The sequence below is a fragment of the Oricola sp. genome (assembly GCF_022763245.1).
Classification (GTDB): Bacteria; Pseudomonadota; Alphaproteobacteria; order Rhizobiales; family Rhizobiaceae; genus Oricola.
Genome location: NZ_JALEGV010000032.1, coordinates 68,196 through 91,139, shown reverse-complemented (window position 1 = coordinate 91,139; position 22,944 = coordinate 68,196). Strand labels below are relative to the sequence as shown.

21 protein-coding genes are annotated in these 22,944 nt (G+C 65.1%); 4 read left to right on the top strand and 17 right to left on the bottom strand.

Annotated elements, in window-relative coordinates:
- Nucleotides 1-3: 3 nt before the first annotated feature.
- From MRY80_RS14180 to MRY80_RS14140, 9 genes are all read right to left on the bottom strand, one after another.
- On the bottom strand, nt 4-1,560 hold the full coding sequence (locus tag MRY80_RS14180; RefSeq protein WP_293291681.1) for an NADH-quinone oxidoreductase subunit NuoF: 1,557 nt from the start codon (nt 1,558-1,560) through the stop codon (nt 4-6).
- Entirely contained in the window at nt 1,557-2,036 is a 480-nt protein-coding gene (locus MRY80_RS14175) for a formate dehydrogenase subunit gamma (protein ID WP_293291680.1), read from the bottom strand. Before MRY80_RS14175 ends, MRY80_RS14180 begins: the two co-directional genes overlap by 4 nt.
- Before the next feature lie 103 nt (nt 2,037-2,139).
- Nucleotides 2,140-3,030: a LysR family transcriptional regulator gene (locus tag MRY80_RS14170; RefSeq protein WP_293291679.1), complete on the bottom strand. Its 891-nt coding sequence runs from the start codon at nt 3,028-3,030 to the stop codon at nt 2,140-2,142.
- A 67-nt stretch (nt 3,031-3,097) separates the two neighbouring features.
- Nucleotides 3,098-3,934: an alpha/beta hydrolase gene (locus MRY80_RS14165; protein ID WP_293291678.1), complete on the bottom strand. Its 837-nt coding sequence runs from the start codon at nt 3,932-3,934 to the stop codon at nt 3,098-3,100.
- Nucleotides 3,934-5,034: a branched-chain amino acid ABC transporter permease gene (locus MRY80_RS14160; protein ID WP_293291677.1), complete on the bottom strand. Its 1,101-nt coding sequence runs from the start codon at nt 5,032-5,034 to the stop codon at nt 3,934-3,936. The genes MRY80_RS14165 and MRY80_RS14160 overlap by 1 nt, the downstream gene beginning before the upstream one ends.
- A 10-nt stretch (nt 5,035-5,044) precedes the next feature.
- Nucleotides 5,045-6,049: a branched-chain amino acid ABC transporter permease gene (locus MRY80_RS14155; RefSeq protein WP_293291676.1), complete on the bottom strand. Its 1,005-nt coding sequence runs from the start codon at nt 6,047-6,049 to the stop codon at nt 5,045-5,047.
- A gap of 8 nt (nt 6,050-6,057) precedes the next feature.
- The gene (locus tag MRY80_RS14150) at nt 6,058-6,780 is read right to left on the bottom strand and encodes an ABC transporter ATP-binding protein (protein WP_293291675.1); all 723 of its coding nucleotides are present in this window, start codon (nt 6,778-6,780) and stop codon (nt 6,058-6,060) included.
- Nucleotides 6,777-7,550 (bottom strand): ABC transporter ATP-binding protein, encoded by a 774-nt coding sequence (locus MRY80_RS14145; RefSeq protein ID WP_293291674.1) that lies wholly within the window; start codon nt 7,548-7,550, stop codon nt 6,777-6,779. The genes MRY80_RS14150 and MRY80_RS14145 overlap by 4 nt, the downstream gene beginning before the upstream one ends.
- Before the next feature lie 65 nt (nt 7,551-7,615).
- Entirely contained in the window at nt 7,616-8,821 is a 1,206-nt protein-coding gene (locus tag MRY80_RS14140) for a substrate-binding domain-containing protein (protein WP_293291673.1), read from the bottom strand.
- A gap of 246 nt (nt 8,822-9,067) precedes the next feature.
- Here MRY80_RS14140 and MRY80_RS14135 point away from each other — a divergent pair, with 246 nt between their 5' ends.
- Nucleotides 9,068-9,634, top strand: a complete 567-nt coding sequence (locus tag MRY80_RS14135) for a LuxR C-terminal-related transcriptional regulator (RefSeq protein WP_293291672.1) — start codon at nt 9,068-9,070, stop codon at nt 9,632-9,634.
- Between the two features lie 6 nt (nt 9,635-9,640).
- Here MRY80_RS14135 and MRY80_RS14130 read toward each other — a convergent pair whose 3' ends face one another.
- Nucleotides 9,641-10,537, bottom strand: coding sequence for a methylenetetrahydrofolate reductase (locus MRY80_RS14130; protein WP_293291671.1), 897 nt, complete (start codon nt 10,535-10,537; stop codon nt 9,641-9,643).
- 225 nt (nt 10,538-10,762) lie between these two features.
- Nucleotides 10,763-12,142: an aminomethyl transferase family protein gene (locus tag MRY80_RS14125; protein ID WP_293291670.1), complete on the bottom strand. Its 1,380-nt coding sequence runs from the start codon at nt 12,140-12,142 to the stop codon at nt 10,763-10,765.
- A 100-nt stretch (nt 12,143-12,242) separates the two neighbouring features.
- Between MRY80_RS14125 and MRY80_RS14120 the strand changes: the two genes are divergently transcribed.
- Nucleotides 12,243-13,442 (top strand): LysR family transcriptional regulator, encoded by a 1,200-nt coding sequence (locus MRY80_RS14120; protein WP_293291669.1) that lies wholly within the window; start codon nt 12,243-12,245, stop codon nt 13,440-13,442.
- Between the two features lie 48 nt (nt 13,443-13,490).
- Here the strand turns inward: MRY80_RS14120 and MRY80_RS14115 are convergent, their stop codons facing one another.
- From MRY80_RS14115 to MRY80_RS14100, 4 genes are all read right to left on the bottom strand, one after another.
- Nucleotides 13,491-14,795, bottom strand: a complete 1,305-nt coding sequence (locus MRY80_RS14115) for a TRAP transporter large permease (protein ID WP_293291668.1) — start codon at nt 14,793-14,795, stop codon at nt 13,491-13,493.
- Complete coding sequence (locus MRY80_RS14110) at nt 14,792-15,304, bottom strand: TRAP transporter small permease (protein ID WP_293291667.1); 513 nt, start codon at nt 15,302-15,304, stop codon at nt 14,792-14,794. Before MRY80_RS14110 ends, MRY80_RS14115 begins: the two co-directional genes overlap by 4 nt.
- Before the next feature lie 9 nt (nt 15,305-15,313).
- Nucleotides 15,314-16,318: a TRAP transporter substrate-binding protein gene (locus MRY80_RS14105; protein WP_293291666.1), complete on the bottom strand. Its 1,005-nt coding sequence runs from the start codon at nt 16,316-16,318 to the stop codon at nt 15,314-15,316.
- A 339-nt stretch (nt 16,319-16,657) separates the two neighbouring features.
- The gene (locus MRY80_RS14100) at nt 16,658-18,070 is read right to left on the bottom strand and encodes an aminomethyltransferase family protein (RefSeq protein ID WP_293291665.1); all 1,413 of its coding nucleotides are present in this window, start codon (nt 18,068-18,070) and stop codon (nt 16,658-16,660) included.
- 255 nt (nt 18,071-18,325) lie between these two features.
- Here MRY80_RS14100 and MRY80_RS14095 point away from each other — a divergent pair, with 255 nt between their 5' ends.
- On the top strand, nt 18,326-19,267 hold the full coding sequence (locus tag MRY80_RS14095; protein WP_293291664.1) for a DMT family transporter: 942 nt from the start codon (nt 18,326-18,328) through the stop codon (nt 19,265-19,267).
- An 18-nt stretch (nt 19,268-19,285) separates the two neighbouring features.
- Here the strand turns inward: MRY80_RS14095 and MRY80_RS14090 are convergent, their stop codons facing one another.
- The gene (locus MRY80_RS14090; RefSeq protein ID WP_293291663.1) at nt 19,286-20,020 is read right to left on the bottom strand and encodes a GntR family transcriptional regulator; all 735 of its coding nucleotides are present in this window, start codon (nt 20,018-20,020) and stop codon (nt 19,286-19,288) included.
- A 261-nt stretch (nt 20,021-20,281) separates the two neighbouring features.
- Here MRY80_RS14090 and MRY80_RS14085 point away from each other — a divergent pair, with 261 nt between their 5' ends.
- Nucleotides 20,282-21,865 (top strand): amidohydrolase family protein, encoded by a 1,584-nt coding sequence (locus MRY80_RS14085; protein WP_293291662.1) that lies wholly within the window; start codon nt 20,282-20,284, stop codon nt 21,863-21,865.
- Nucleotides 21,866-21,871: 6 nt separating this feature from the next.
- Here MRY80_RS14085 and MRY80_RS14080 read toward each other — a convergent pair whose 3' ends face one another.
- Entirely contained in the window at nt 21,872-22,762 is an 891-nt protein-coding gene (locus MRY80_RS14080) for a polysaccharide deacetylase family protein (RefSeq protein ID WP_293291661.1), read from the bottom strand.
- Nucleotides 22,763-22,944 lie beyond the last annotated feature (182 nt).

Here is a 22,944-nt window from a genome sequence, read left to right as displayed (position 1 = left end):
ATCTCACTCCGCTGCTTGCAGGAAAGGATTGTTACGGAAGTCGTCGGCGAAATGCGTCAGAGCGCTCATCACCGGATAGGGCGCAAAACCGCCGAGCGCGCAGAGCGAACCGAGTTTCATCGTGTTGCAGAGATCCTCGACCAGCTCGAGGTTCTTCTCGCGCTCGATGCCCTGCATGATCTTGTCCACGGTCTCCGCGCCGCGCACCGCGCCGATGCGGCACGGCGTGCACTTGCCGCAGCTCTCGATCGCGCAAAATTCGAAGGCGAAGCGGGCCTGCTTCAACATGTCGGCCGTCTCGTCGAAGACGGTGACGCCTGCATGGCCGATCAGCCCGTCCTTTTCCGCGAAGGCCTCGTAGTCGAACGGCGTGTCGAAAAGCGCCCGCGGGAAATAGGCGCCCAACGGTCCGCCCACCTGCACCGCCTTCACCGGCCGGCCTGTCGCCGTACCGCCGCCGATCTCGTCCACGATCTCGCCGAGCGTCAAGCCGAAAGCGGTCTCGTAGAGGCCGCCATGCTTCACATTGCCGGCGATCTGGATCGGAATGGTGCCCCGCGACCGGCCCATGCCGAAGTCGCGATAATAGTCCGCGCCCTTGTCGAGAATGACCGGCACGGATGCGAGCGAGATGACGTTGTTGACCACGGTCGGCCGACCGAGGAAGCCCTCATGCGCCGGCAATGGCGGCTTGGCGCGCACCACGCCGCGCTTGCCTTCCAGGCTGTTGAGAAGCGAGGTCTCCTCGCCGCAGACATAGGCGCCCGCGCCCACGCGCACCTCGATGTCGAAACCCTTGTCCGATCCCAGCACGGAAGCGCCGAGCACGCCCTTTTCGCGGGCGATGCCGATTGCCGCGTTCATGATGCGGATCGCGTCGGGATATTCTGAGCGAAGATAGATGTAGCCCTTGGTCGCCGCCGTCGCGAGGCCGGCGATCGCCATGCCCTCGATGAGCACGAAGGGGTCGCCCTCCATGATCATCCGGTCGGCGAACGTGCCGCTGTCGCCTTCGTCTGCGTTGCAGACGATGTATTTCTGCGGGCCGGCCGCATCCAGCACGGTCTTCCACTTGATGCCGGTCGGGAAGCCGGCGCCGCCGCGTCCGCGCAGGCCGGAATCGGTGACCGTCTGGACGATGTCGGAGGCCGCCATCGCGACGGCCTTGCGCAGCCCCTTCAGGCCGTCATGCGCCTCGTAGTCCTCCAGCGACAGCGGATCGACGATCCCGCACCGCGCGAAAGTCAGCCGCGTCTGGTTCTTCAGGAACGGAAGCTCATCCGGCGCGCCGAGCGAAAGCGCGTGATCACCACCGGACAGGAAACCGGCGGAAAACAGCGACGGTACATCACCCGCGGTCACCGGGCCATAGGCGACGCGGCCCTCGGCGGTCGCGACCTCGACCATCGGCTCCAGCCAGTACATGCCGCGCGACCCGTTGCGCACGATCGTGACATCGGCGCCGTGGCTCGCCGCCGCTTCGCCGATCGCCTTCGCGACTTCGTCGGCACCCAGCGCCAGCGCGCCGGAATCACCGGGAACGTAAATCGTGACCGTCATAACCGCACCTCCGCGGCGATGGCGTCGATGCGCGCCTCGTCGATGCGCCCGACCACCTTGCCGTCCACCATCGCGGCCGGCGCGCAGGCGCACAGGCCGAGGCAATAGACTGCCTCCAGCGTCACGGAGCCGTCCGGCGCCGTCTCGCCGAAGTCGACCTTGAAGCGCCCCTTGGCATGCTCGGCGATCCGGTCGCCGCCCATCGACTGGCAGGCCTCGGCCCGGCAGATCTTCACGCTGTGGCGGCCGGCCGGCTGCTCGCGGAAGTCATGATAAAAGCTCATCACGCCATGCACTTCGGCCCGGCTCAGATTGAGCTTGCCGGCGATGACGGGCAGCGCCTCGCGCGGCACGCAGCCGAGCTCCTCCTGCACAGCGTGCAGGATGGGCAGCAAAGGTCCTTCGAGATTGGAGAATTCATCGACGATCGCCTCGATTCGATCGTCGGAAAAGTCGGGCGACAGGTCCAATGCCATGTCGTTCCTCCCCTATGTGGCCGCTATGTATACATCATGCCAGAGATCGGCATTCGGGATCAATAATGGATTTCCGTCAATTGATAGGAAATCTCTATCAACCTCACAGCAGCTTCCCGGCGACCACGGAGGCGCATTTCAGCAGGGCGTCGATGACCGGCGTGCGCGGTTCGCGTTCCTCGGCCACCACACCGATCGTCTGGATCGCGTCCGGCTGCGTCAGCGGCAGCGCGCGGATCGTCCCTGCCGCGTTGAAGATGTCGACGACCCGCGCCGGCAGGATCGACGACCACGCACCGGCGAGCACATGCGAGACCAGTGCGATCATCGAATCCGATTCGAGCACCGGCCGCGCCTCGACGCCGACTTCCTCGAAATAATGGTTGATGATGCGCCGGTTCTGCATGTCCGGTGTCAGCAGGCAGAGCGGCGTGGCGCTCGCCTCCTTCCACGTCACCGTCTCGCGGCCGGCGAACAGCTCGGGCGACGCGGTGACGAACATGTAGCGCTCTTCGTAAAGCGGCAGGCTGGCCACACGGCCCAGCGGTTCGTTCGCCAGATAGGTGATGCCGACGTCGATCTCCAGATTGTCGACCAGTTCAAGGATCTCGTCGGAGGCGCGCGACAGCACCGTGAAGCTCACGCCCGGATGCAGCGCGTTGAAGGCCACGCTCAGCTCGCGCACCATCGGCAGCGCCGTCGGGATGGCGGCGATGCGCAGCCGCCCGTGCAAACCGTGCCGCGCGGCGTTGATTTCCATGCGCATCGCCCGCGCGTCGCCGACGATGCGCCGCGCCCAGTCCAGCACGCGCTCGCCCTCGGGCGTCAGCCCCTGGAAGCGCGATCCACGCTTCACCAGCAGCACGCCGAGCTGTTCCTCCAACTGCTTGATCGAGGCCGACAGCGTCGGTTGGCTGACATTGCAGGCTTCCGCAGCCTTGCCGAAATGCTTTTCGCGGGCCAGCGCCAGGAAGAATTCCAGCTTGTCGATCATGCGGGCAGCGCCTCTCCGGTTTCACGCCTTTTATCGCGTCCCGGTCAGCGCCCGCAATGAGCACGCGTCAGGCAAGGAATGCGCGCAGCAGCCGCGATTCGTCGTTCGTGGCCAAAGTGGGAGCGTGTCCGACACCGGCGAACTCCACCAGTTCCGGTTTCGGCCCGCGTTCGCACATCTCCGACGCAACCGCCTTCGGCAGCACGTCCGATTGGGCGCCCCGCAACAGCAGGGTCTTCGCCCCGATCGCGTCCCAGGCAGGCCAGCAATCGAGATCGGATTTGTGCAGGGTGAACTGACTGACGATCTGCGGATCGTAATGCACGGTCACGCGACCGTCGTCTTTACGTCGCGACGACGTGTCTGCCATGCGCCGCCAAAAGACGTCGCTGTTCTGACCGAAGGGCGCATAGCTGGTTCGCAGCCAGTGCTCCATCTCGCCGATCGTGTCGAAGCTCGGCGGGCTGCCGACATAGTCGCGTATCCGCCCCGCCGCTTCTTCCGGGATCCACGGCCCGATGTCGTTCACCACCAGATGGGTGATCCGCCCCTTCAGCGCGCCGGCGGCAAGCGTGACGCCGATCAGCCCGCCCATCGAGGTCCCGATCCAGCGCAGCGTGGTCACCCCGAAATGATCGAGGATCGCCTCGGCATGGGCCCCGTAGGTCGCGAATGTGTAGCCCGTCGCGGCATCCTTGGCCCAGGACGACAGCCCCCGGCCGAGCGTGTCCGGACAGATCACGAAATAATCGTCCGACAGCGCGATCGCCGCCTCGTCGAAGTCGCGGCCGGTCCGCGCCAGCCCGTGCCACATGATCAGCGCCGGCTTGCCCTCGTCGCCCCAGGTGCTGACATGCAGTTCGTGTTCGCCGCAGGAAACGTAAACCGAGCGCCGCTCAACCATCAGTGACTGCCTTTCCTCATCAATGTTCCCGCAATGCCCGCCGGGAAGAAGTAGACCAGCAGGATGAACAGCACGCCGAGCCACAAAAGCCAGCGGTCGGGTTCGAGCAGATCCGGCAACAGCGGCACGCCCGAAGTCGATTGCGCAGCCACCTCCATCAGGTCCTTCAGATAGAACTGCGCAAGGCTCATGAGCACGACGCCGATCACCGCCCCCACCATCGTGCCCATCCCGCCGATCACCACCATCAGCAGGATGTCGATCATGATCGAGAAGGAGAGCGTCGTCTCCGGCCCGGTATATTTCAGCCAGACCGCCCAGACCGTGCCGGCGAGCGCGGCGATGACGGCGGCGATGACGAAGACGGAGGTGCGGTAGGCGACGACGCGGTAGCCGATCGCCTCGGCGCGCATCTCGTTCTCGCGGATCGCCTCCAGCACGGTGCCGAGCGGCGAGCGCACGATGCGCATTAGCGCGAAGAACAGCACCAGGCAGGAGAGAAACACGAAATAATATGCGGCGATCTTGCCGTTCATCGACACGCCGAAGAGCTTCAGGACCTTACCATCACCGTCGGTCAAGAGCTTCGTCGCTGGCTTGAACAGGTCGGGCGCCTTGTAGACGATCCCGTCCTCGCCGCCCGTGAAATCGGAGAATTGCGACGCCAGCACCATCATCACCGAGGCCGCCGCCAGGGTCACCATGGCGAAGAAGATCGCCTTGACGCGCAGCGACAACACACCGATCGCCACCGCCAGCACGATCGCGGTCACCACGCCGGCCGCACCGCCGAGGATCACGGCGCCCCAGCCCGGACCCATGCCCTTCAGCGCGATCGCCGCGCCATAGGCGCCAAGGCCGAAGAACATGGTATGGGCGAAAGACACGATGCCGGTATAGCCGATCAGGAGATCGTAGCTCGCCGCCAGCACGATGAAGACGCAGATGCGCGCCGCCACCTGGCTGGAGCGCACGTCCTGGAACAGGAACGGCGCGAAGGCCAGCGCCAGCCCGATGGCGAGCACGACGGCGTAGACGATCAGCCGTCCCCTGCGGGCGGGATCGGCTTGCGGCGCGGAAGCGAGGTCGATCGTCGTCATGGCCGGCTCCTCATCGGCTGACCGCCGGCCGCAACCCGAGCGGCCGCCACAGCAGGATCGCCATCATCAGAAGCATGTTCGAGGCAAGCGACAGCTTCGGGAAGATGAAGGCGACATAGTTGCCCAGCAGGCCGACCAGCAGCGCACCGAGCAGCGACCCCTCGATGGAGCCGAGCCCGCCGATGATGACGACGATGAAGACCAGGATCATCAATTCGCCGCCGAGCGCGCCGGTGATCAGCCCCTGGTATCCGGCCCACATCGCCCCGCCCATCGCGGCGAGCGCCGAGCCAGCCATGAAGACGCCGATGAAGATGCGGTCGATCTTGAAGCCCAGCGCCTCGACCATCTCGCGATTCTCCACCCCGGCGCGGATCAGGAGGCCGATGCGGGTGCGGTTGAGCACGAGATTGAGCGCGATGAAGACGACCAGGCCGAGGAAGAAGGCGAAGACACGATAGATCTCGATCGCCACGTCGCCGATGATGAAGGAGCCGTCGAGCAGGGCCGGTCGCGGCACGGCGACCGGATTGCCGCCCCAGATCGCAAGGATGATCTGCTCGGCGACGATCAGCGCGCCGATGGTGATCAGGATCTGGCGCAGATGGTCGGAATAGACCGGCTTCACGATCACGCGCTCGAAGAACAGCCCCGCGATCAAACCGAACACGGTCGCCGCGCCCAGCGCCGCAAACAGCGCGAGGAAGTTCAGCGTCAGCGAATCCGCGCCGACCCAGGCCGCCAGCGCCGCCAGCACCGACGCCGCGATGAACGCGCCGAACGAGATGAACGCGGAATGGCCGAAATTCAGGACGTCCATCAGGCCGAAGACGAGGCTGAGGCCCGACGCCATCAGGAAGATCATCATGCCCATGGCGAGGCCGGCGATCGTCAGCGTCACCCATGACGAAAACGAGCCGACCAGCGGCAGGGCGACGATCATCAGGATCACCGGCAGCGCGTTGACCCCGCCGATCCGGTCGAATGCCGCAGCGATGGAAGAGTTGTTGCTCATCGTCTCCCCTATTGGTGCGCGTCCAGCGACAGGCTCAGCAGGCGCGTCTGCAGGTCCTTGTCCTCGACCAGTTCGCCCATCCGGCCCGCATGCGCGATCCGCCCGTCGTCGATCACGCAGACATTGCGGCCGAGCGACGAGGCGAACAGGAAATTCTGCTCCACCAGCAGGATCGTCGAATCCTGCGAGATCTCCTCGAATGCCGCGATCATCGCCCGGATGATCGACGGCGCCAGCCCCTTGGTCGGTTCGTCGATCAGGATCAGGTCGCGCTTCTCGATGATCGCCCGCGAGATCGCCAGCATCTGCTTCTGGCCGCCGGAGAGCGACCATGCGGGCTTCGCCCAGAACTTCTCCATTGCCGGAAACAAGTCGAAGATGCGGCCCAGCCGGCCATCGTCGAACCCGCCCTTCGCGGTCGCCAGGCGCATGTTCTCCTGCACCGTCAGCCCGCCGAAGATACCCATGTTCTCCGGCACATAGGCGATGCCGAGCCGGGCGATGTCGCTGGTGTGCATCCTCGTGATGTCGTGATGCTTGAAGACGATCGCGCCCGACCGCGCCCGCCACAGCCCCATGATGGTGCGCAAGGTCGTGGTCTTGCCCGCGCCGTTGCGGCCGAGCAGCACATGCACCCCGCCTTCCGGCACGTTGAACGAGATGCCGTGCAGCACCTGGTAGTCGCCGATATCGGTGTGCACGTCGTCGAGGCGCAGGATGTAGTCGCTCATGCCGCCTCGCCTTCGTCGGCCGGAATGCCGAGATAGATCTCGCGCACGATCGGCATGGCGATCACCTCTTCGGGCGGTCCGTCGGCGACGAGTTCGCCGTTGTGCAGCACGATGATCCGGTCGGCGAGCGCGCGCACCACGTCCATCTTGTGTTCGACCAGCAGCACCGTCTTCGATTTGTCTTTGCGGATCTCGTCGATCAGTTCGAGGATCACCGGCGCCTCGTCGACGCTCATCCCGGCGGTCGGCTCGTCGAACATGAAGATGTCCGGCTCCATCGCCAGAAGCAGCGCCACCTCCAGCTTGCGCTGGTCGCCATGCGGCAGGGCGGCCGCCGGCAGGTCGGCCTCTTCCTCCAGCCGCGTCGCCTTCAGATGCTCATGCGCCCTGTCGGCGATCTCGCGGAAGGCCGAAGCCGGCCGGAACAGCCGTGGCCCGACACCGTGACGCGCCTGCACGGCAAGGCGGACATTCTCCAGCACAGAGAGTTTCGGGAACAGGTTCGTCAGCTGGAAGGCCCGGCCGATCCCGGCCTTGGCGCGCGCGGATGGCGACAGCCGGGTGATGTCGACGCCGCCTTTCAGGATAGCTCCCTCGCTCGGCGCAAGCTGGCCCGACATCAGGCTGAAATAGGTCGTCTTTCCGGCCCCGTTCGGACCGACGATCACCGTCAGTTCGCCCGGCCTGAAGGCGCAGGAGACGCCATTGACCGCCGTATGGCCGCCGAAGCGGATCGTCAGGTCACGCGTTTCGATGGAGGGAGCGGTCATCGCTGGTCGTCCGGCATGATGGGGCGCGGCGTGACCGCCGCGCCCGATTGACCCTGGGAGGAGGCCTACTGGTTGTTGCGCCCGAGCGGAATGTCCATCTCGTCCGGCTTGATCTCGCGGACGAGGTCCGGGATCGCCCAGTCGACGGTGTCGTCGACGCGGATCTTGAAGTGGAACATCGACTGCAGCGCCTGGTGGTCCTCCGGACGGAAGGTCATCGTGCCCTTCGGCGTCTCCCAGCTCATGCCCTCCATCGTCGAGATCAGCGTTTCGGTGTCCCACTCCTCGGCGGTTTCCAGCGCCTTGACGACGGCGAGTGCCGCGGCCATGCCACCGGCAGTGAAGAAGTCCGGCGGCGCGTCGAAGCGGGCCAGGTGCTCCTTGACGAGCCAGTCGTTGATCTCGTTCTGCGGCGCTTCGTAATAATAGTAGATCGCGCCTTCCATGCCCGGCACCCGCTTGTAGGTCGGCAGCACGGCGAGGATGTGCCCGCCCGTCGAGATCTCGATGTCGAAGCGCGACGGATCCATGCCGGTGAGCGCGCCCATCGGATCGCCCGATGCGGCCACGTAGATCAGGATGACCTTGCGGCCCGGCTTGTCCTTGAGCGCGTTGAACAGGCGCTCGCCGACGGCGGTGTAGTCGGTCGTCTTCAGCGGCACGTATTCCTCGGCGACCACGGTTGCGCCGGAGCCTTCGAGCGCGGCCTTGAAGGCGGCGATGCCGTCCTTGCCGAAGGCGTAGTCCTCGGCCAGCGTCGCGACATAGAGGTTCTCGTCCGGCTTCAGCGCCAGCGCCTGGGCCTGCATGTCCATCGACGAGTTGCGCGAGGTCTTGAAGACGTAGCGGTTGGAGTCCGGCCCGGTCAGCGAATCCGCCACCGCCGGCTCGACCAGCAGGATCTTTTCATACTCCTCGGCCACCGGCAGCATCGCCGTGGTCACGCCGGAAGACGTCCCGCCGACGGCAATCAGCACGTCGTCGTCGCCATAGGCTTCGGCCAGGACCGACCGCGCCACGTCCGGCTTGAACTGCGTGTCCTTCTCCAGAACCTCGATCGTCTTGCCCTTGACCTGCATCGTGCCGCCGGTCGCGTATTCCAGCCCCATGTTGAAGCCGGTCGAGGTCTGTTTGGAGAACGCCTCGAACGCCGAGCCGGACAGCCCGTGCACGAGCGCAATCCTGACCGTGTCGTCCTGGGCGGCAGCCGAGGCGGCCACGCCCAGCGCCACCGTTCCGGCGACGGCCAGCGTCGCGAAAATCCGTTTCATGTGAATTCCTCCGTCTTTGATCGAAGCGCCCGGCGGACGCGTCGACGATGCGCGCCGGTCGGCAAACGGTGGACATCCACGCGATCGCGAAACCTGCCGTGCATTTTCGAACGCCTCCCTGGCGGCCGTTGCAGCCGCGGCTCGGCACAGCCGAACCTGCCCGCATGAACATTCCTCGTTGCACATGCGGAACGGGAGATAGTATCTGCCCCAGGGATCGAGGCTTGCAATAGCGTAGAAACACGCATGACTGGCGCGAAGAATTACGACGACATCAACCTGCTGGCCTGGGAGCACGCCCCCGTCGGCATCGTCATGACCGAGAACCGGGTCATCAAGACCTGCAATCCGGCATTCGCGCGCATGTTCGGCTTCGACGTGGCCGATCTCGTCGATCAGTCCTTCGCCATTCTCTATCCGTCCTACGAGGAATTCGTGCAGATCCGCGACGTCGGCGTCAGGCCGCTGCGCGAAACCGGTCGCTATTCCGACGAACGCATCATGGCGCGGTCGGACGGCTCGCTGTTCTGGTGCCGGGTGCGCGGCGTCACGCTGACCGAGGACGGCGACCCGCTGATGAAGGCGGTGTGGAGCTTCGCCGACCTGTCGCATGAACGGCCGGTGCGTGAACTGACGGCGCGCGAACGCCAACTCGTCATGTATCTGGGAGAAGGGCGAACCTCGAAGGAAATCGCCCGCATCATCGAGATCTCGCCGCGCACGGTGGAAGCCTACCGCGCCAGGCTCCTGAAGAAATTCAAGGCGGCGAATGTCGCCGAGCTCCTGGGAAAGCTCGGCGGCATGCCCGGCTGAGCCGGATCACTTCATCTGTTCGGAAGCGTAAGTCGCGTTGGTCTTGATGCCGCCGAGCGGGAAGAAGTGAACCTTCTTGATCAGGCTGTCCGGATTGCCCGTATTGTAAGCGGCCAGATCCGCCAGAACCTCGGTGGGCTCGTAGGGAAGCAGCAGCTTGGACATATCCATCGCCCGCTTCTGCAACACCTTCAAAGACGGGCCGACGCCGCAGGCGACGGCGAATTTGAGCAGCGTCTGCAGTTTGGCCGGGCCGGCGATGCCGATATGGACCGGAAGGGTGATGCCGGCGGCCTGCAGCCGCTCCGCCCATGCGATGATCGGCTTCGCGTCGAAGGCGAACTGCGTGGCGATCGCCATCTCGGCGTCGGTGCGCTCCGAGAAGGCCTGCTTCCACTGCAGCGCCTCATCGACCAGCCGGGTTGAGCCGTCCGCGTCGATGTCCTTGTTGCCCTCGGGATGCCCGGCGACATGCAGCCGCTTGAAGCCGAACTGGTCGAACAGGCCGGTTTCCATCAGCTGCATCGAGCTCTCGAATTCACCGTGCGGCTTGTCCACGCCGCCGGCCAGCAGCAGCGCCTGTTCCACGCCCGCTTCGTCGCGGTAGCGCTTGATCCAGTCTTCAAGCGTCTCTTTGTCCTTGATGATGCGCGCCGGGAAATGCGGCATCACCGGAAAGCCTTCCTCGTGCAGGCGCTTCGCCGTCTCGACCATGTCCTCGATCGGCGTGCCCTCGATATGGGCGATATAGACGCGCGTGCCCTTCGGCAAGAGCGCGTTGAAATCCTCAATCTTCGCGGCCGTGCGCGGCATCACCTCGATCGAGAAACCCTCGAGGAATGCGCCCACCGACGCGTCCGACGGCGCAGCGTCACTCTTACCTCGTTTCAGGATGTTCAGCATGACCGGCGCCTCCTCCACGCAAGTTCTGGATATGTGTACAAGATGAGAATCCCCAAAGGGACAAATTCATGGCAGGCCACATATTAGCGCGGAAAATCTCTTAATGCGAGAAAATTCTGTATACATTGCAGCGCGAAGCCGCGGTTTCGCCGTGGCGAAACTGCGCACGAAAAAGGGCGGCGCAGAACGCCGCCCCCCGGAGGAAGTCAAGGTGCACGCAAGGCCTCAGGTCTGGGCGCGGTAGTGCTGCCGGCTGGACTCGTGGATCGGCCAGGGATGAACCTCGGCGCGCACCTGCATCTGCCGATGCGGCTCGACATTCGGCTTGGCTGTGCCGCCATTCGGCTCGCCCCAGACGACGGTGACCTCCCCGCCCGGCGCGGCTGCCGCCTCTTCCAGGATCGCCAGCGAGATCCAGGCCCGCTCGTTGGCCGAGAAGACCGGACTGATGGAGACGCCGACGTCCCTGCCGTCGACCAGGACGCGGTCATAGGGATGCGTGGCGTAGTGGGCGGCCGGCATCTCCATGTATTTCGCCGGCAGATCCGAACCGTCCATCATGCCGCCGAAGACGGCGAGGACGTCGTCGGCGTTCCAGACAAGCGTCATCTTCTTGCGGTGCGAACCTTCGGCCATCGCCTCCAGCGCCGCCCGTCCGATGAAATCGTGGTCGAACTTCACGACGCGGCCGTAATCGAGATCCCACGGCGTCAGGTAGTAGGCCTCGACCGTTTCGGCATCGAGGCTTCCGCCGAGCGACGAGATCGCCTCGAAACTATTCGCCGGTAGCCATTCGCGATAGGCCTTCATCCCCTCGCCCGAGAAGATCGCCGGCAGCGGCGACGGCACCCAGCCCGATTCCGCCGCGGCGGTCGAATAGGCCCGCGCGCCGACCTGCCTGAGTCCGAATTCGGCGCCGGCTTCCAGCAGCGCCGCCTTGACCTTGGCGCCGTCCTCGAACGGTCCCCACATCTCCAGCCCCTGCTCGCCGCCCATGCCATGCGTCAGCGTGCGCGCCTTGCAGCCGGCGATGGTAATTTCGCCCATGTTGAAGAACTTGGTCGTCAGCGGGCCACCCTCATTGACCTTTTCGAGGATCTTGAGCGCGTTCGGCCCCTGCACCTCGTAGCGATAGGTCTTGCGCGGCTTGTCGGGATTGTCGAGCTTGCGTTCGTCGCGCTCAACCGTGACGTCGTAGCCGCCCGTCTCGGCATGATACTGCACCCAGTTCGGCACCACCGGCCGGCCGACGATGTTGACCGCGTCCTCCTCGAGGCCGAACACGATGGCGTCGCCGATCACGTAGCCCTCGTGGTTGCAGCACACCAGCTGCTTGGCCTTGTCGCGCCCGAACTTGGCGAAGCTGTTGACCGCCAGATCGGAGAGAAGCCGCATCGTGTCGGGACCGCTCACATAGAGGTCGGTCATGTGGAAGGACTGGTCCATCAGCGCGGCGGATTCGCGCCAGGCCCGCTGCTCTTCCATCCAGGTGGTGAATTCCGGCGGCACCGGGAACTGGTAGCGCCCGGTCTGCGCATTGCGCATCAAGTCGAGCGCATCACCGCCCTGCCTCTGGATCCTGTCTTCAAGCGACGTGTAGGTCATCTGTTTCCTCCCGTGATTGAGCGTCGCAACGGCCTAGCATCCCGGGCGCAAATCCGCCTATGCTGAGTTCGTATACGACTCTGAAATTTGGTAATATGACGTGCTGACCACATCCCGGTTATCGCTCAAGCAGGTCCGCGCGATCGACGCGGTCGCCCGGACACGGGGCATCGCCCAGGCCGCAGCAGCGCTGAACACCACGCAAGCCGTCATTTCCCGCGCCATCGCGACGGCAGAAGAGGCGCTCGGTACAGCGCTCTTCGAACGCGGCTGGGGCGGTACGGACCCCACCGCGCGCGGCGAACTCGTCCTGCAGCGTTGCACGGCAGCGCTCATGCTCGTCGCCGAGGCCGAAGACGACATCGAGGCCGCGTCCGGCATCCGTCCGAAGCTCACGACATTTCTGCGGTGGCATCATCTCGATGCGGTGGCCGCCATCGCGCAGATGGGCAGCGCGTCCAAGGCGGCCGCGTATCTCGGCATGACCCAGCCCGCCGTCAGCCGCGCGGTTGCGGCCATCGGCGACTATGCGGCCCAGCCCCTGTTCGAACGCAAGCGAGAGGGCCTCGAAGCCACGCCGCAGGCCCGCCGGCTCGCCTCGCTGCGCGACCGTCTCCTCCAGGAGATCGGCATGGAGGTCTTGAAGGAAGTGATGGCCGGGTCCGGTCAGGGCCTGTTCGGCCGGCTGGCAGTCGGCATGCTGCCCTTTTCCGGACAGGACCTCGTCATCAAGGCGTTCGGCGAGCTGACCAACCGCCATCCGGATCTCCGCCTGATGGCCCTGCCCGGCAGCTACAACATGCTGACCGAAGCCCTGATGCTCGGCGAGATCGATTGCATGATCGGGATCCTGCGCGAGCCGTCACCGATCCCCGACCTGACCGAGATCCCGCTCGGCTCAGAGGCCTTCACGCTCGTCGCGCGCCACGATCACCCCTGCCTCGCAACGGCGCGCTCGATGTCAGACCTGATCGGGGAAAAATGGATCGTCGGCCAGCACGGCTCGCCGATCCGCGCCTATTTCGACGGCCTGTTCAAGACCATCGGCGCGACGCCCCCGGCCCAGACCTGCGAGATCCATTCCTTCGCCGGCGCCGAACGCCTCGTGATGGAATCGAATTCGCTCGCGCTGTTGTCCTATGGCGAAAGGCAACTCGCCGCCCTGCCCGCCGAATTGAGGAAAGTCGAGGTTGCCCTGCCCGACGCGCAGACCCGTGTCGGCCTGACGGTCCGGCGCAATGGCGAAATGTCGGAAATCGTGCGCCTGTTCGAAGCGCTGCTGCGCGGCTATCTGGCGTGAGAGCGGTCGCGACCGCCCGTCCAGATGACGGGCGACCGCAAGCACGCGTCAGTTGATCATCGTGTTCGGCAGGAACAGCGAGATCTGCGGGAACGCGACGATGATCCCCAGCGTCACCAGCATCGCCAGGAAGAACGGCGCGACGCCTGCGAAGATCGTCCCTAGGGGAACGTCCTTCGCCACCGATTTCACGATGAACACGTTCATCCCCACGGGCGGTGAGATCAGCCCCATCTCCAGCGTCAGCACCACCAGGACGCCAAACCAGATCGGATCGAAGCCGAAATTGACGATCACCGGGAAGAAGATCGGCAGGGTGAGCACCAGCATGGCGAGGCTGTCGAGAAAACAGCCGAGCACCACATAGGTGAGCAGGATCAGGATCAGGATCACCAGCGGCGGGAACGGCAGGTTGACCAGGAAGTCGCCCGCCACCTGCGGAATGTGGCTGAGCGCCAGGAACGGGTTGATCAGGCTCGCCGACATGACGATCAGCATCACCGTCGAGGTCGTGATGACGGAGTCCTTCGCGGCCTTCCACAGCCCCATCGGCGTCAGATGACCCATCACGAAGCCGACGATGATCACCAGGCCGGCGCCGACCGCGGCGGCCTCGACCGGCGAGAAGAACCCGCCATAGATGCCGCCGATGGTCAGGAGCGTGATGCCGACGATCGGCACCGCGCCGAGAAACGCCCGCCCCTTTTCGCTGAGCGAGGTCTTCGGACCGGCCGGGCCGAATTCCGGCTTCCAGTAGCAAAGCATGGTGACGGTCAGGATGAAGACCGCCGCCAGCAGGATGCCGGGCAGGACGCCCGCGAGGAACAGTCGGCCGATCGATTGTTCCACGAGGATCGCGTAGATCACGAAGCCCGTCGACGGCGGGATGAGAATGCCGAGCGTGCCGCCCGCCGCGACCACGCCGGTGGACAGGCGCGGATCGTATTTGAAGCGGTCCATCTCGACCAGCGAGACCTTGCCCATGGTCAAGGCCGAGGCGACCGAGGACCCGGACAGCGCGGCAAAACCGCCGCAGCCGATCACGGTGGCCGACGCAAGCCCGCCCCTGAACGATCCGATGACGGCATAGGCCGCGTCATAGAGCCTGCGGCTCATGCCGGTGACCGTCGCCACATTGCCCATCAGGATGAACAGCGGGATGACCACCAGCTCCTGCGACGAGGCGAGCGTGAAGCTCTCCGAGGCCAGCAGGCTCATCGCCGAGGCCGGGTTGTGCAGGATGGAAATGCCGACGAAGCCCACGGTGAACATCGCGAAGGCAACGGGAACCCGGAAAGCGAGCAGCATCAAAAGGATGGCCATCCCGATGCCGCCGACCGCAAATTCGTTCATAGCGTCGTATCAATCCCGTGTTCGGTCATGGGCCGGCCGAGGATGTTGTCCACGGCGCGCAGGATCATGGCCAGCGCCGTGATCACCGACATGACCACCGCCATGTACTGGAACCAGGCCTTGGGCAGGTAAATGATGTTCGTCGCGAGGTTGAGCATCCGCGACAATGCGGCGGCGTCCCACATGGCCTTGGCCAGCATCACGAAGACCAGGGCGCCGATCAGCGGAGCGATGATCTGGGTGATGCGGTTGAGACGCTCGGAGAAGACGCCCTCGAAGATGTCGACCGCGATATGCGAATTCATCCGGTCGGCGATCGCCATTCCGCCGAAGACCATGGTCACCATGGCCATCTGCGAAATGTCCTGGGCGCCCTTCAGGGGCATGTGAAATTCGCGACCGACCACGTCGATCAAAATGTCGACAACGCCGACCATGAGGCCGACGGTGCCGACGAATGCGGACAGGCTGATCAGCCTGTCCGCCCATTGCCAGATGATGGCGCGCATGTGTTGGTCCTACATCTCTCCGCGCATCGTCTTGTAGACGTCTTCAGCGCCGAGATCATTCACGACCTTTTCGGTCACCGGCAGGGTGAGCGCGGCGAAAGCGGCCGCCTCTTCATCCGTCAGCGTGATGATCGTGTTGTCGCCGGCAGCCTTCATGCTTTCCAGCACGGCGTCCGCCTTCTCGTTCCAGGCATCCTCGGCGCTCTTGGAAAGCGCGCGGCCGGAAATGCCGTCGAAAGCGGCCTTCGCCTCGGCGGACAGGCCGTCATAGGCCTTCTGGTTCATGATCGTGTAGAACGCGATCTGGCCCAGCGGCACGTTGTAGGTGTAGGAGTTTGCCACTTCGTCGAGCTTGAAGTCGCCAACCGCGCTGGTGCCGGTCACGACGCCGTCGATCAGGCCCGTCTGCAGCGCGTTGTAGATCTCGCCGGCCGGCATCTGCACCGGCGTGGCGCCCAGCGCCGACATCACGTCGCCGGCGATCGCGCCGGACACGCGGATCTTCAGGCCCTTGACGTCGTCGGGGGTGCGGACCTCGTGATCCTTCATGATGAAGATGTTCGGCTCGCTGAGCCACAGGGCCATAGGCTTGGTCGCCGGGAATTCACGGTCGAGCATGCCGGCGTCGAATGCGTTCCACAGCAGTTCGTAGCCCGGCATGTCGCCCTTGGCGCCCGGCAGTTCGGCCAGCATGGTCTTCGGGAACTGCGAGGAGGTGTAGCCCGGCAGGCCCCACGACATGTCGGCAACGCCCTGCACGACGCGGACATACTGTTCCAGCGGACCGGCACCGAGCTCGCCGCCCGGGAAATATTCGATCGTCGTCGCACCGCCGGTGCCTTCGTCCACCGCCTTGGTCAGCGGCTCGACCACACCCTTGGTGATCGTGTGGAAGGGCGGGACCCAGCTGGCGAATTTCAGGGAATCCGCCTGCGCGGAAACAACGGTCATCGTGGCGGCCACGCCGGTGGCGGCGATGGCGGCGGTCATGCTTTTCATGGTCGGGTTAAACATCTGAAACCTCCCAGATTGGTCGTTTCGACTGATCGCGGAGCCGGCGCCCTCTGTTACGAGGCAGACAATCAGACCTTTGATGTTGATGACGAAATGCGACAGGGCCCACTGCTCCCGCCCGACGCATTCCCGAATTCGGGCCGTCCGGTCCCGACCGCTTGCAACCGCGGTCGCCGGACGCGCCCATAGGGCCTCATTTCATGCGTCAACGCAATCTGTTTCGACGGATCTCCGCCGAACCGCCCTGCGTCAAACTGTCGGCGGCGAGATGCGGAAACCGCCTCGCCGCCGGCAGATGCGAGACGACCCGGCCCTCGTGGAGCCGGGTCGCAATTCGGCTTAGCTGGCCTTCTTGGTGCGCCAGCTGTCGGCGTAGTTTTCGCGAGCCTCGGCCGCATACGGCGTCGGAGCGACGCGAACGCGGATCTCGGTCTGCTTGTGCGGCTCGGTCGAGGTCTTGCCGGTGGTCTCCGGCTCGCCCCACACCAGGGTGAGGATTTCCTCTTCCTGGATGTCGATGTCGACGACGCCCAGCGACAGGCAGCGACGCTCGTTCCAGGAGTAGCCGTTGAACATCGACATGCCGACCTTCTTGCCGTCCTTCAGGATCAGGTCGGCGGACGACGAAGCGTAGTTCGGCTGCGGGAAGTCGATCCACTTGGCCGGGGTGCCCTGCTCGAAAGCGGTCGCGATGACCTTGAGCACGTCTTCCGGGTTCCACTCGAAGGTGACCTTCTTGCGCTTCGGACCTTCGGCCTTGATCTTCTCAAGGGCGGCCTTGCCGACGAAGTCGTCCTTCTTCCAGCCGATGTAGAAGTCGTAGCCCAGCTCGAACGGGTTCACATAGTAGTCTTCGATGTTGTCGGAGACGAAGGAACCGCCGATCGCGCCGGCCGCTTCATACATGTCCGCACCGAGCCACTCGCGGTAGTCGGCCAGCATGCCGTCGCCGGTGTAGATGCCCGGCAGCGGGGACGGGATCCAGCCCGATTCCAGCGTGTTGGTGGAGTAGGCGCGGCTTCCGCACTGAACCAGGTCGACGCCGGCGTCCTTGGCCGCCTGCATGATGGTCGAGTGGATGTAGTCCTTGTCCTTGTAGGGACCCCAGACTTCCAGACCCGGCGCGCCGGCCATGCCGTGACGCAGCGCCTGAACCTTCTTGGAACCGATGTTGATCCAGTCGACGTGGAAGAACTTGATGTCCGGGATCGGACCGCCATTCATCTTCTCGAAGACCTTCGGAGCCTCGGGCCCCTGGATCTGGAAGCGGTAATGCTCGCGCAGCACGCGCTCGCCTTCCGGCCGGCTCGGCGAACGGGGATCGTGACGGATGCGGACGTTCCACTTGCCCCAGGCAGCGGCGAACAGCAGCCAGTTGGAGGTCGGCGCGCGGCCGACGAGGATGTACTTGTCTTCGCGCTCCCGGAAGATGATGTGGTCACCGATGACGTGACCGTTCGGCGTCACCGGCACGTAGTGCTTCGCGCGGTTCAGGCCGAAATTCGAGAAGGAGTTGATGCCGTGATGGGCTAGAAACTCGGTCGCCTGCGGGCCTTCGACGATCACTTCGTCCATGTGATGCGACTGGTCGAACAACACGGCGCCATCGCGCCATGCAGCCTGCTCGCTGCGCCAGTTCGAAAATTCCGGCGCGACCACCGGGTATACATACATGCCGATTTTCGAGTTGCGAAGCAGCTCGACCGGGCTGCTTACGCCCTTGAGAACTTCGGCGAGAGACGATTTTGACATGAGCATTCCTCCTCAGTTATCGATTATCGTGTATACATCCTCTGCCGGATAGCGCGCGATGTTGCAAGCGATTTCCACCCCGCCGCGACGAAATTGCCCGCCCTTTGATAACCGCGCGTTGCCACGAAACGCAGGTTCGCGCCCCGCGCGCAGAGAAATGTCATCGTGACAAACATTGCGTTGCCGGTGCCTTACCGATCGGCAAAGCTGGGCTCAGCACCCGTCCGACCGCCCCTGAACCCGCGAATGCCCGCCATGTCACCCTCCCGCCGCACCGGCATCGTCTATTCGTTTGCCTGCCTGATCATTCTCGGCGTCATGCCGCTCCTCGCCGAAGCGCGGCCGGCGGGATCCGACGGGCTGACCTTCACCGTCTGGCTGACATTCTGGCAGCTCGTCGCCAGCCTGCCGCTGTTCTTCGCGGAGCGCCGCGGACGCGCGAAGCGCGCCATCGCACACGCCCGGCCTCGGCCGAACACCCGCGTCATCGCCATCGCCCTGTTCACCGGCGCGGTGTTCGGCGTATCGACCTACATGTATGTGGTCGCCGCCCGGAACGCCGGCCCGGTCAGCATGGCGATCGTACTCCAGGCATACCCGCTCTTCGCGATTCTCCTGGAAGCCCTCTTCCTCGGCAAGCGCAAGACCGCCGCCGAACTGGGATTCACCGCGCTTCTCATCGGCGCGCTCTACTATCTCACCACGCAGGGCAGCCTGCGGGTGACCGACATCTCCTGGTGGTCGGCATTCGCGCTCGGCATCCCGCTCCTGTGGAGCATCGCCCACATCCTGCTTCGCCAGATCCTCGCCGAAACGCCCGTCACGCCCAATCAGGTCACCGTCTCGCGGCTGGTCATCTCCGGCGTTTTCCTGCTCGCGGTCTATGCCGTCGTCGGCGACATGGGCACGCTCGTCGCCGCGGCGACGGACGGCCGGTTCCAGCTCGCCGCGATGCTGCTGGGGCTCGCCTACTACACGGAACTCGTTCTGTGGTTCCACGCCATGCGCCACATAGACGTCTCGCTGGCGAGTTCCGTCACGGTCCCCGTCCCGGCCGTCACGATGCTGATCAGCGTGTTGCTGCTTGGAGGACAGGTCGAAACCTATCAGGTCGCGGCGATGGCCGTCATCGTCATCGCCCTCTACGGCCTTCTTCTGGCGGGCCGGCGCGCCGCGGCGATTTCCGAAACAGCCTAGGCGCTCCGCCCGGCGGCGTCAGGCCACCACCAGCGCAAAGCCCGGCACGTGCTGCATCAGGCTGCGATCCTCGTGCAGGATGTATTCGAGATTGCGCCGCGCCGTACGCGCATGTTCGCGCGCGACGGATTCGGCGCGGAACCCTTCGCGCGAGCGGATCGCCTGGATGATCGCCTTGTGCTGCTCCTGGGCGAAGTTCAGAGAACGGCGGAAGGCGGCGATGTCGCCCTTGTCCGGCAGGAAGGCCGAGGGCGACGCGAAGGGCAGCCGCGCCGCCCGCTCGATCTCGCGGCGCACGATCTCGCTGCCCGCCAGACCCGCCAGACCCTCGTGAAACTGGGCGTTCAAGTCCGAATAGGCCTCGAAATCGACTTCGCCCGGCATCTCGCCGAAGCAGTCGTCGAGCGAGGCGACGATCGCCTCCATGCGCTCGAGCCCCTCCGGCACGGCGCCGCGCTCGGCCGCCAGCCGCGCCGCGGTGCCTTCCAGCACGCCGCGCAACTCGATGGAATCGATCACATCCGCGAAGCTGAACTGACGCACGACAAACCCGCCGCCCCGCGCGCGTTCGAGCAGGCCTTCCTCGGCCAGTCTCGACATGGCGTCCCGCAGCGGCGTGCGCGAGATTTCCAGTTCCTCCGCCAGCGGAACCTCGAACAAGCGTGTGCCGCCCACCAGGTCTCCCCCGAGGATTTTCTTGCGCAGTTCGATCACCGTGCGAGAGGCGTGGGTCTTGTTCGCGGGTTGTTTCATGGCGTTTTCTTTATGTATGCATGGGCTGTCCCATTATGCAGCTTTCGCAACGCGCGCCAACTGCGCAGTACTGCCATCCCCAGAGATACGGGTGACACGAGGCAGAAAACCCTCCCAAAATCCGCATGAAAACGCGACCGGCACACCGCGAGGCGCGCGCCGCGCGCCAGTATCTGCCTCCCGCGGCATGTATACGGCATCGGCCTCGACACTTTGGATGATCCGTTGAAAAGTGGATTCGGACAAGGAGAGAACAAATCCATGGTTTCGACCCCCACGACGCAACACCCGAGCGACGGGCATGAATGCCTGATCCGGGCCGGCACTGTGCTGACGGGGTTCCGTCAAGACGATCCGCCCAACGGACTGTCGGATGCGGCCATTCTGGTCAGGGGCGGCCTTATCGCCGAAATCGGCCCGGCCGATGAGCTTGTCCGCCGCCACCCCTCGCTGCCCGTCCACGGCGACGACGGGATGATCGCCCTGCCCGGCTTCGTCAACGGCCACCATCATTTCGGCATAACGCCGCTGATGGCCGGCGTTCCCTTCGCTCCGCTCGAATTCTGGCTGCCGCGCTTCCGCGCCATGCGCGGCGTCGGCCCGCGTCTCGACACGCTCTATTCGGCGATCGAGATGCTCGAAAGCGGCACCACGACCGTCCACAACATCCAGAGCGGCCTCGTCGGCACGCCCGACGACTGGGCCGCGACGACCGGGGCGATCCTCGGCGCCTATGGCGAGATCGGCATGCGGGTGTCCTATTCCTTCATGATGCGCGACCGCAACGTCCTCTCCTACGAGGACGACGCCAGGGTGCTCGACGCCCTGCCGGCCGATCTCCGTGACTGGATCGCGCCGCAGCTTGCTCCCGCCTCGGTTCCCACCCGCGACTACATGGATTTCTTCGAAGCCATGCGCACCCGCCACGCAGGCGACGACCGCATACGCATGAGCCTTGCACCCGCCAATCTGCACTGGTGCAGCGACGAGAGCCTGCAGCTGATCTTCGAGACCGCCCGCAAGCACGGCGCCAGCATCCACATGCACCTGCTGGAAACCGAGAGGCAGGCGCGTTTCGCCGAAACCCGTCACGGCCACACCGCCATCGAGCATCTCGCCGCGCTCGGCTGCCTCGGGCCGGAACTGACGCTCGGCCACGCCAACTGGGCGACGGAAGACGATCTCGACCGGCTCGGCGATTGCGGCTGCATCGCCTGCCACAATGCGAGCTCCGGCCTGCGCCTCGGCAGCGGCATCGCCCCCGTCAACCGCATGCGCGCCCGCGGCATTCCCGTCGCGCTCGGCATCGACCAGTCCAACATCGCCGACGACCGCGACATGACGGTGGAGATGAAGCTCGTCTGGGCGCTCCACCGCGAGACGGGCCTTTTCAACGACCGCCCGGACGCCGCGGCCGTGCTCGCGATGGCGACCGAGAACGGCGCACGCTCGACCGGCTTCGGCGGCGTGACGGGACGGCTGGACCCCGGCCTCCAGGCCGACATCGTGCTGATGCGGCGCGCCGACATCGAGCGCCCCTTCGTCTCGCCGCGCACGCCGCTCACCGAGACGATCCTGCACCGCGCCACGAAATCCGCCATCGACCAGGTCTTCGTCGCCGGCCGCAAGGTCGTCGCCGACGGGCGCGTCACCGGCATCGACCGCGACGCCGTCATGCGGGAGATAGCCGACATCCTTTCGGCCCCGGAAACCCCGAAGGAGGAGCGCGACTGGGAGATGGTCAACGCCTTGCTGCCGCATCTGGAACGCTTCATGCGGACGACCGGCGTCGTCACGGAGCACCGTCCCTACCGCTACAACGCGCTTCACCCCGCCAACGGGTGATCGGCCTCACAGGCCAAGCCCGCGATAGTGATCGTTGATCGCGCCGGCGGTCGTCCACCAGACGCGGTCGCCGCCCTGCGCGCGAATGCGGCCGAGCGCCGTTTCCAGATGCCGGAACCGATGCGGCTGACCCATCAGATAGGCGTGCAGGGCGATCCCCATCACCAGCGGCCGCCGCTCGCTTTCCGCCAGCATCACCGCGAAGGCGTCCTCGATCATCTCCCCGAATTCGCGCCCCTCGCGCTTGCGCCCGACGATCTGGGGAATGTCGTTGAGGTCTTGCGGATAAGGCACGGAAAGGATTCGCCCTTTGCGCGTCCTCATCCAGACCGGCTGGTCGTCGTGACACCAGTCCAGCAGGTAGTCGTAGCCCGCTTCGTCGAGCAGATCCGGCGTCACCCGGCTCTGCGCGATCCACGGCCCGAGCCAACCCTTCGGCGGCACGCCCTCGTGACGGATGATCGCCTCGGTCGCCTCGCCGATGAGCCGCGCCTCGTCCGCCTCCTCCAGCACGCTCTGCCGCTCCGCATTGCTGCGCCCGTGCCCGGCGATCTCGTCGCCGCGCTCCCTGAACGCCGCGACCACCTGCGGCGCCATGGCGTACATGTGCGAATTGACCAGCGCCGTGCATGGCAGGCCGAGGCGGTCGAACAGCTCGATCATCCGCCAGACGCCGACGCGATTGCCATAGTCGCGCCAGGCGAAATTGAGGATGTCCGGCTGCGGCCCGCCGGGGCTCAGTTCCGCCCCCAGCCCCTCGCCGAACGCAAAGCATTCCAGGTTCATGCCGATATAGACCGCGAGCCGCTTGCCCTCCGGCCATGAGAAATCCGGGCGGCCGACGATCGGATCGAAGTCGTAGCGCCCGTGGTCGGCGAGTGGGTAACGGTCGGACATTGTCGGGCTCCTGGTGATCGCCTTGCGCCATGCAAACACCGTGCCGACATGCGCGACAGTGCCGCCCGACCGCGCAAGATCCCGCCATTGCGGCTGGCACACATCTTGCTGACTTTTCCTCGAACCCGCTACACTCACATTTGGCATACAATTTGTGTATGTCTGCCTATTTTTTAATCTGA

Bases quoted from the DNA above. Each gene is read 5' to 3' on its own strand.
- MRY80_RS14175 (WP_293291680.1), bottom strand. From the start codon at position 2,036: ATGGCATTGGACCTGTCGCCCGACTTTTCCGACGATCGAATCGAGGCG.
- MRY80_RS14125 (WP_293291670.1), bottom strand. From the start codon at position 12,142: ATGACCTACACGTCGCTTGAAGACAGGATCCAGAGGCAGGGCGGTGAT.
- MRY80_RS14160 (WP_293291677.1), bottom strand. From the start codon at position 5,034: ATGACGACGATCGACCTCGCTTCCGCGCCGCAAGCCGATCCCGCCCGC.
- MRY80_RS14110 (WP_293291667.1), bottom strand. From the start codon at position 15,304: ATGCGCGCCATCATCTGGCAATGGGCGGACAGGCTGATCAGCCTGTCC.
- MRY80_RS14180 (WP_293291681.1), bottom strand. From the start codon at position 1,560: ATGACGGTCACGATTTACGTTCCCGGTGATTCCGGCGCGCTGGCGCTG.
- MRY80_RS14090 (WP_293291663.1), bottom strand. From the start codon at position 20,020: ATGAAACAACCCGCGAACAAGACCCACGCCTCTCGCACGGTGATCGAA.
- MRY80_RS14165 (WP_293291678.1), bottom strand. From the start codon at position 3,934: ATGGTTGAGCGGCGCTCGGTTTACGTTTCCTGCGGCGAACACGAACTG.
- MRY80_RS14100 (WP_293291665.1), bottom strand. From the start codon at position 18,070: ATGTCAAAATCGTCTCTCGCCGAAGTTCTCAAGGGCGTAAGCAGCCCG.
- MRY80_RS14095 (WP_293291664.1), top strand. From the start codon at position 18,326: ATGTCACCCTCCCGCCGCACCGGCATCGTCTATTCGTTTGCCTGCCTG.
- MRY80_RS14155 (WP_293291676.1), bottom strand. From the start codon at position 6,049: ATGAGCAACAACTCTTCCATCGCTGCGGCATTCGACCGGATCGGCGGG.
- MRY80_RS14105 (WP_293291666.1), bottom strand. From the start codon at position 16,318: ATGTTTAACCCGACCATGAAAAGCATGACCGCCGCCATCGCCGCCACC.
- MRY80_RS14130 (WP_293291671.1), bottom strand. From the start codon at position 10,537: ATGCTGAACATCCTGAAACGAGGTAAGAGTGACGCTGCGCCGTCGGAC.
- MRY80_RS14135 (WP_293291672.1), top strand. From the start codon at position 9,068: ATGACTGGCGCGAAGAATTACGACGACATCAACCTGCTGGCCTGGGAG.
- MRY80_RS14080 (WP_293291661.1), bottom strand. From the start codon at position 22,762: ATGTCCGACCGTTACCCACTCGCCGACCACGGGCGCTACGACTTCGAT.
- MRY80_RS14150 (WP_293291675.1), bottom strand. From the start codon at position 6,780: ATGAGCGACTACATCCTGCGCCTCGACGACGTGCACACCGATATCGGC.
- MRY80_RS14140 (WP_293291673.1), bottom strand. From the start codon at position 8,821: ATGAAACGGATTTTCGCGACGCTGGCCGTCGCCGGAACGGTGGCGCTG.
- MRY80_RS14115 (WP_293291668.1), bottom strand. From the start codon at position 14,795: ATGAACGAATTTGCGGTCGGCGGCATCGGGATGGCCATCCTTTTGATG.
- MRY80_RS14170 (WP_293291679.1), bottom strand. From the start codon at position 3,030: ATGATCGACAAGCTGGAATTCTTCCTGGCGCTGGCCCGCGAAAAGCAT.
- MRY80_RS14085 (WP_293291662.1), top strand. From the start codon at position 20,282: ATGGTTTCGACCCCCACGACGCAACACCCGAGCGACGGGCATGAATGC.
- MRY80_RS14145 (WP_293291674.1), bottom strand. From the start codon at position 7,550: ATGACCGCTCCCTCCATCGAAACGCGTGACCTGACGATCCGCTTCGGC.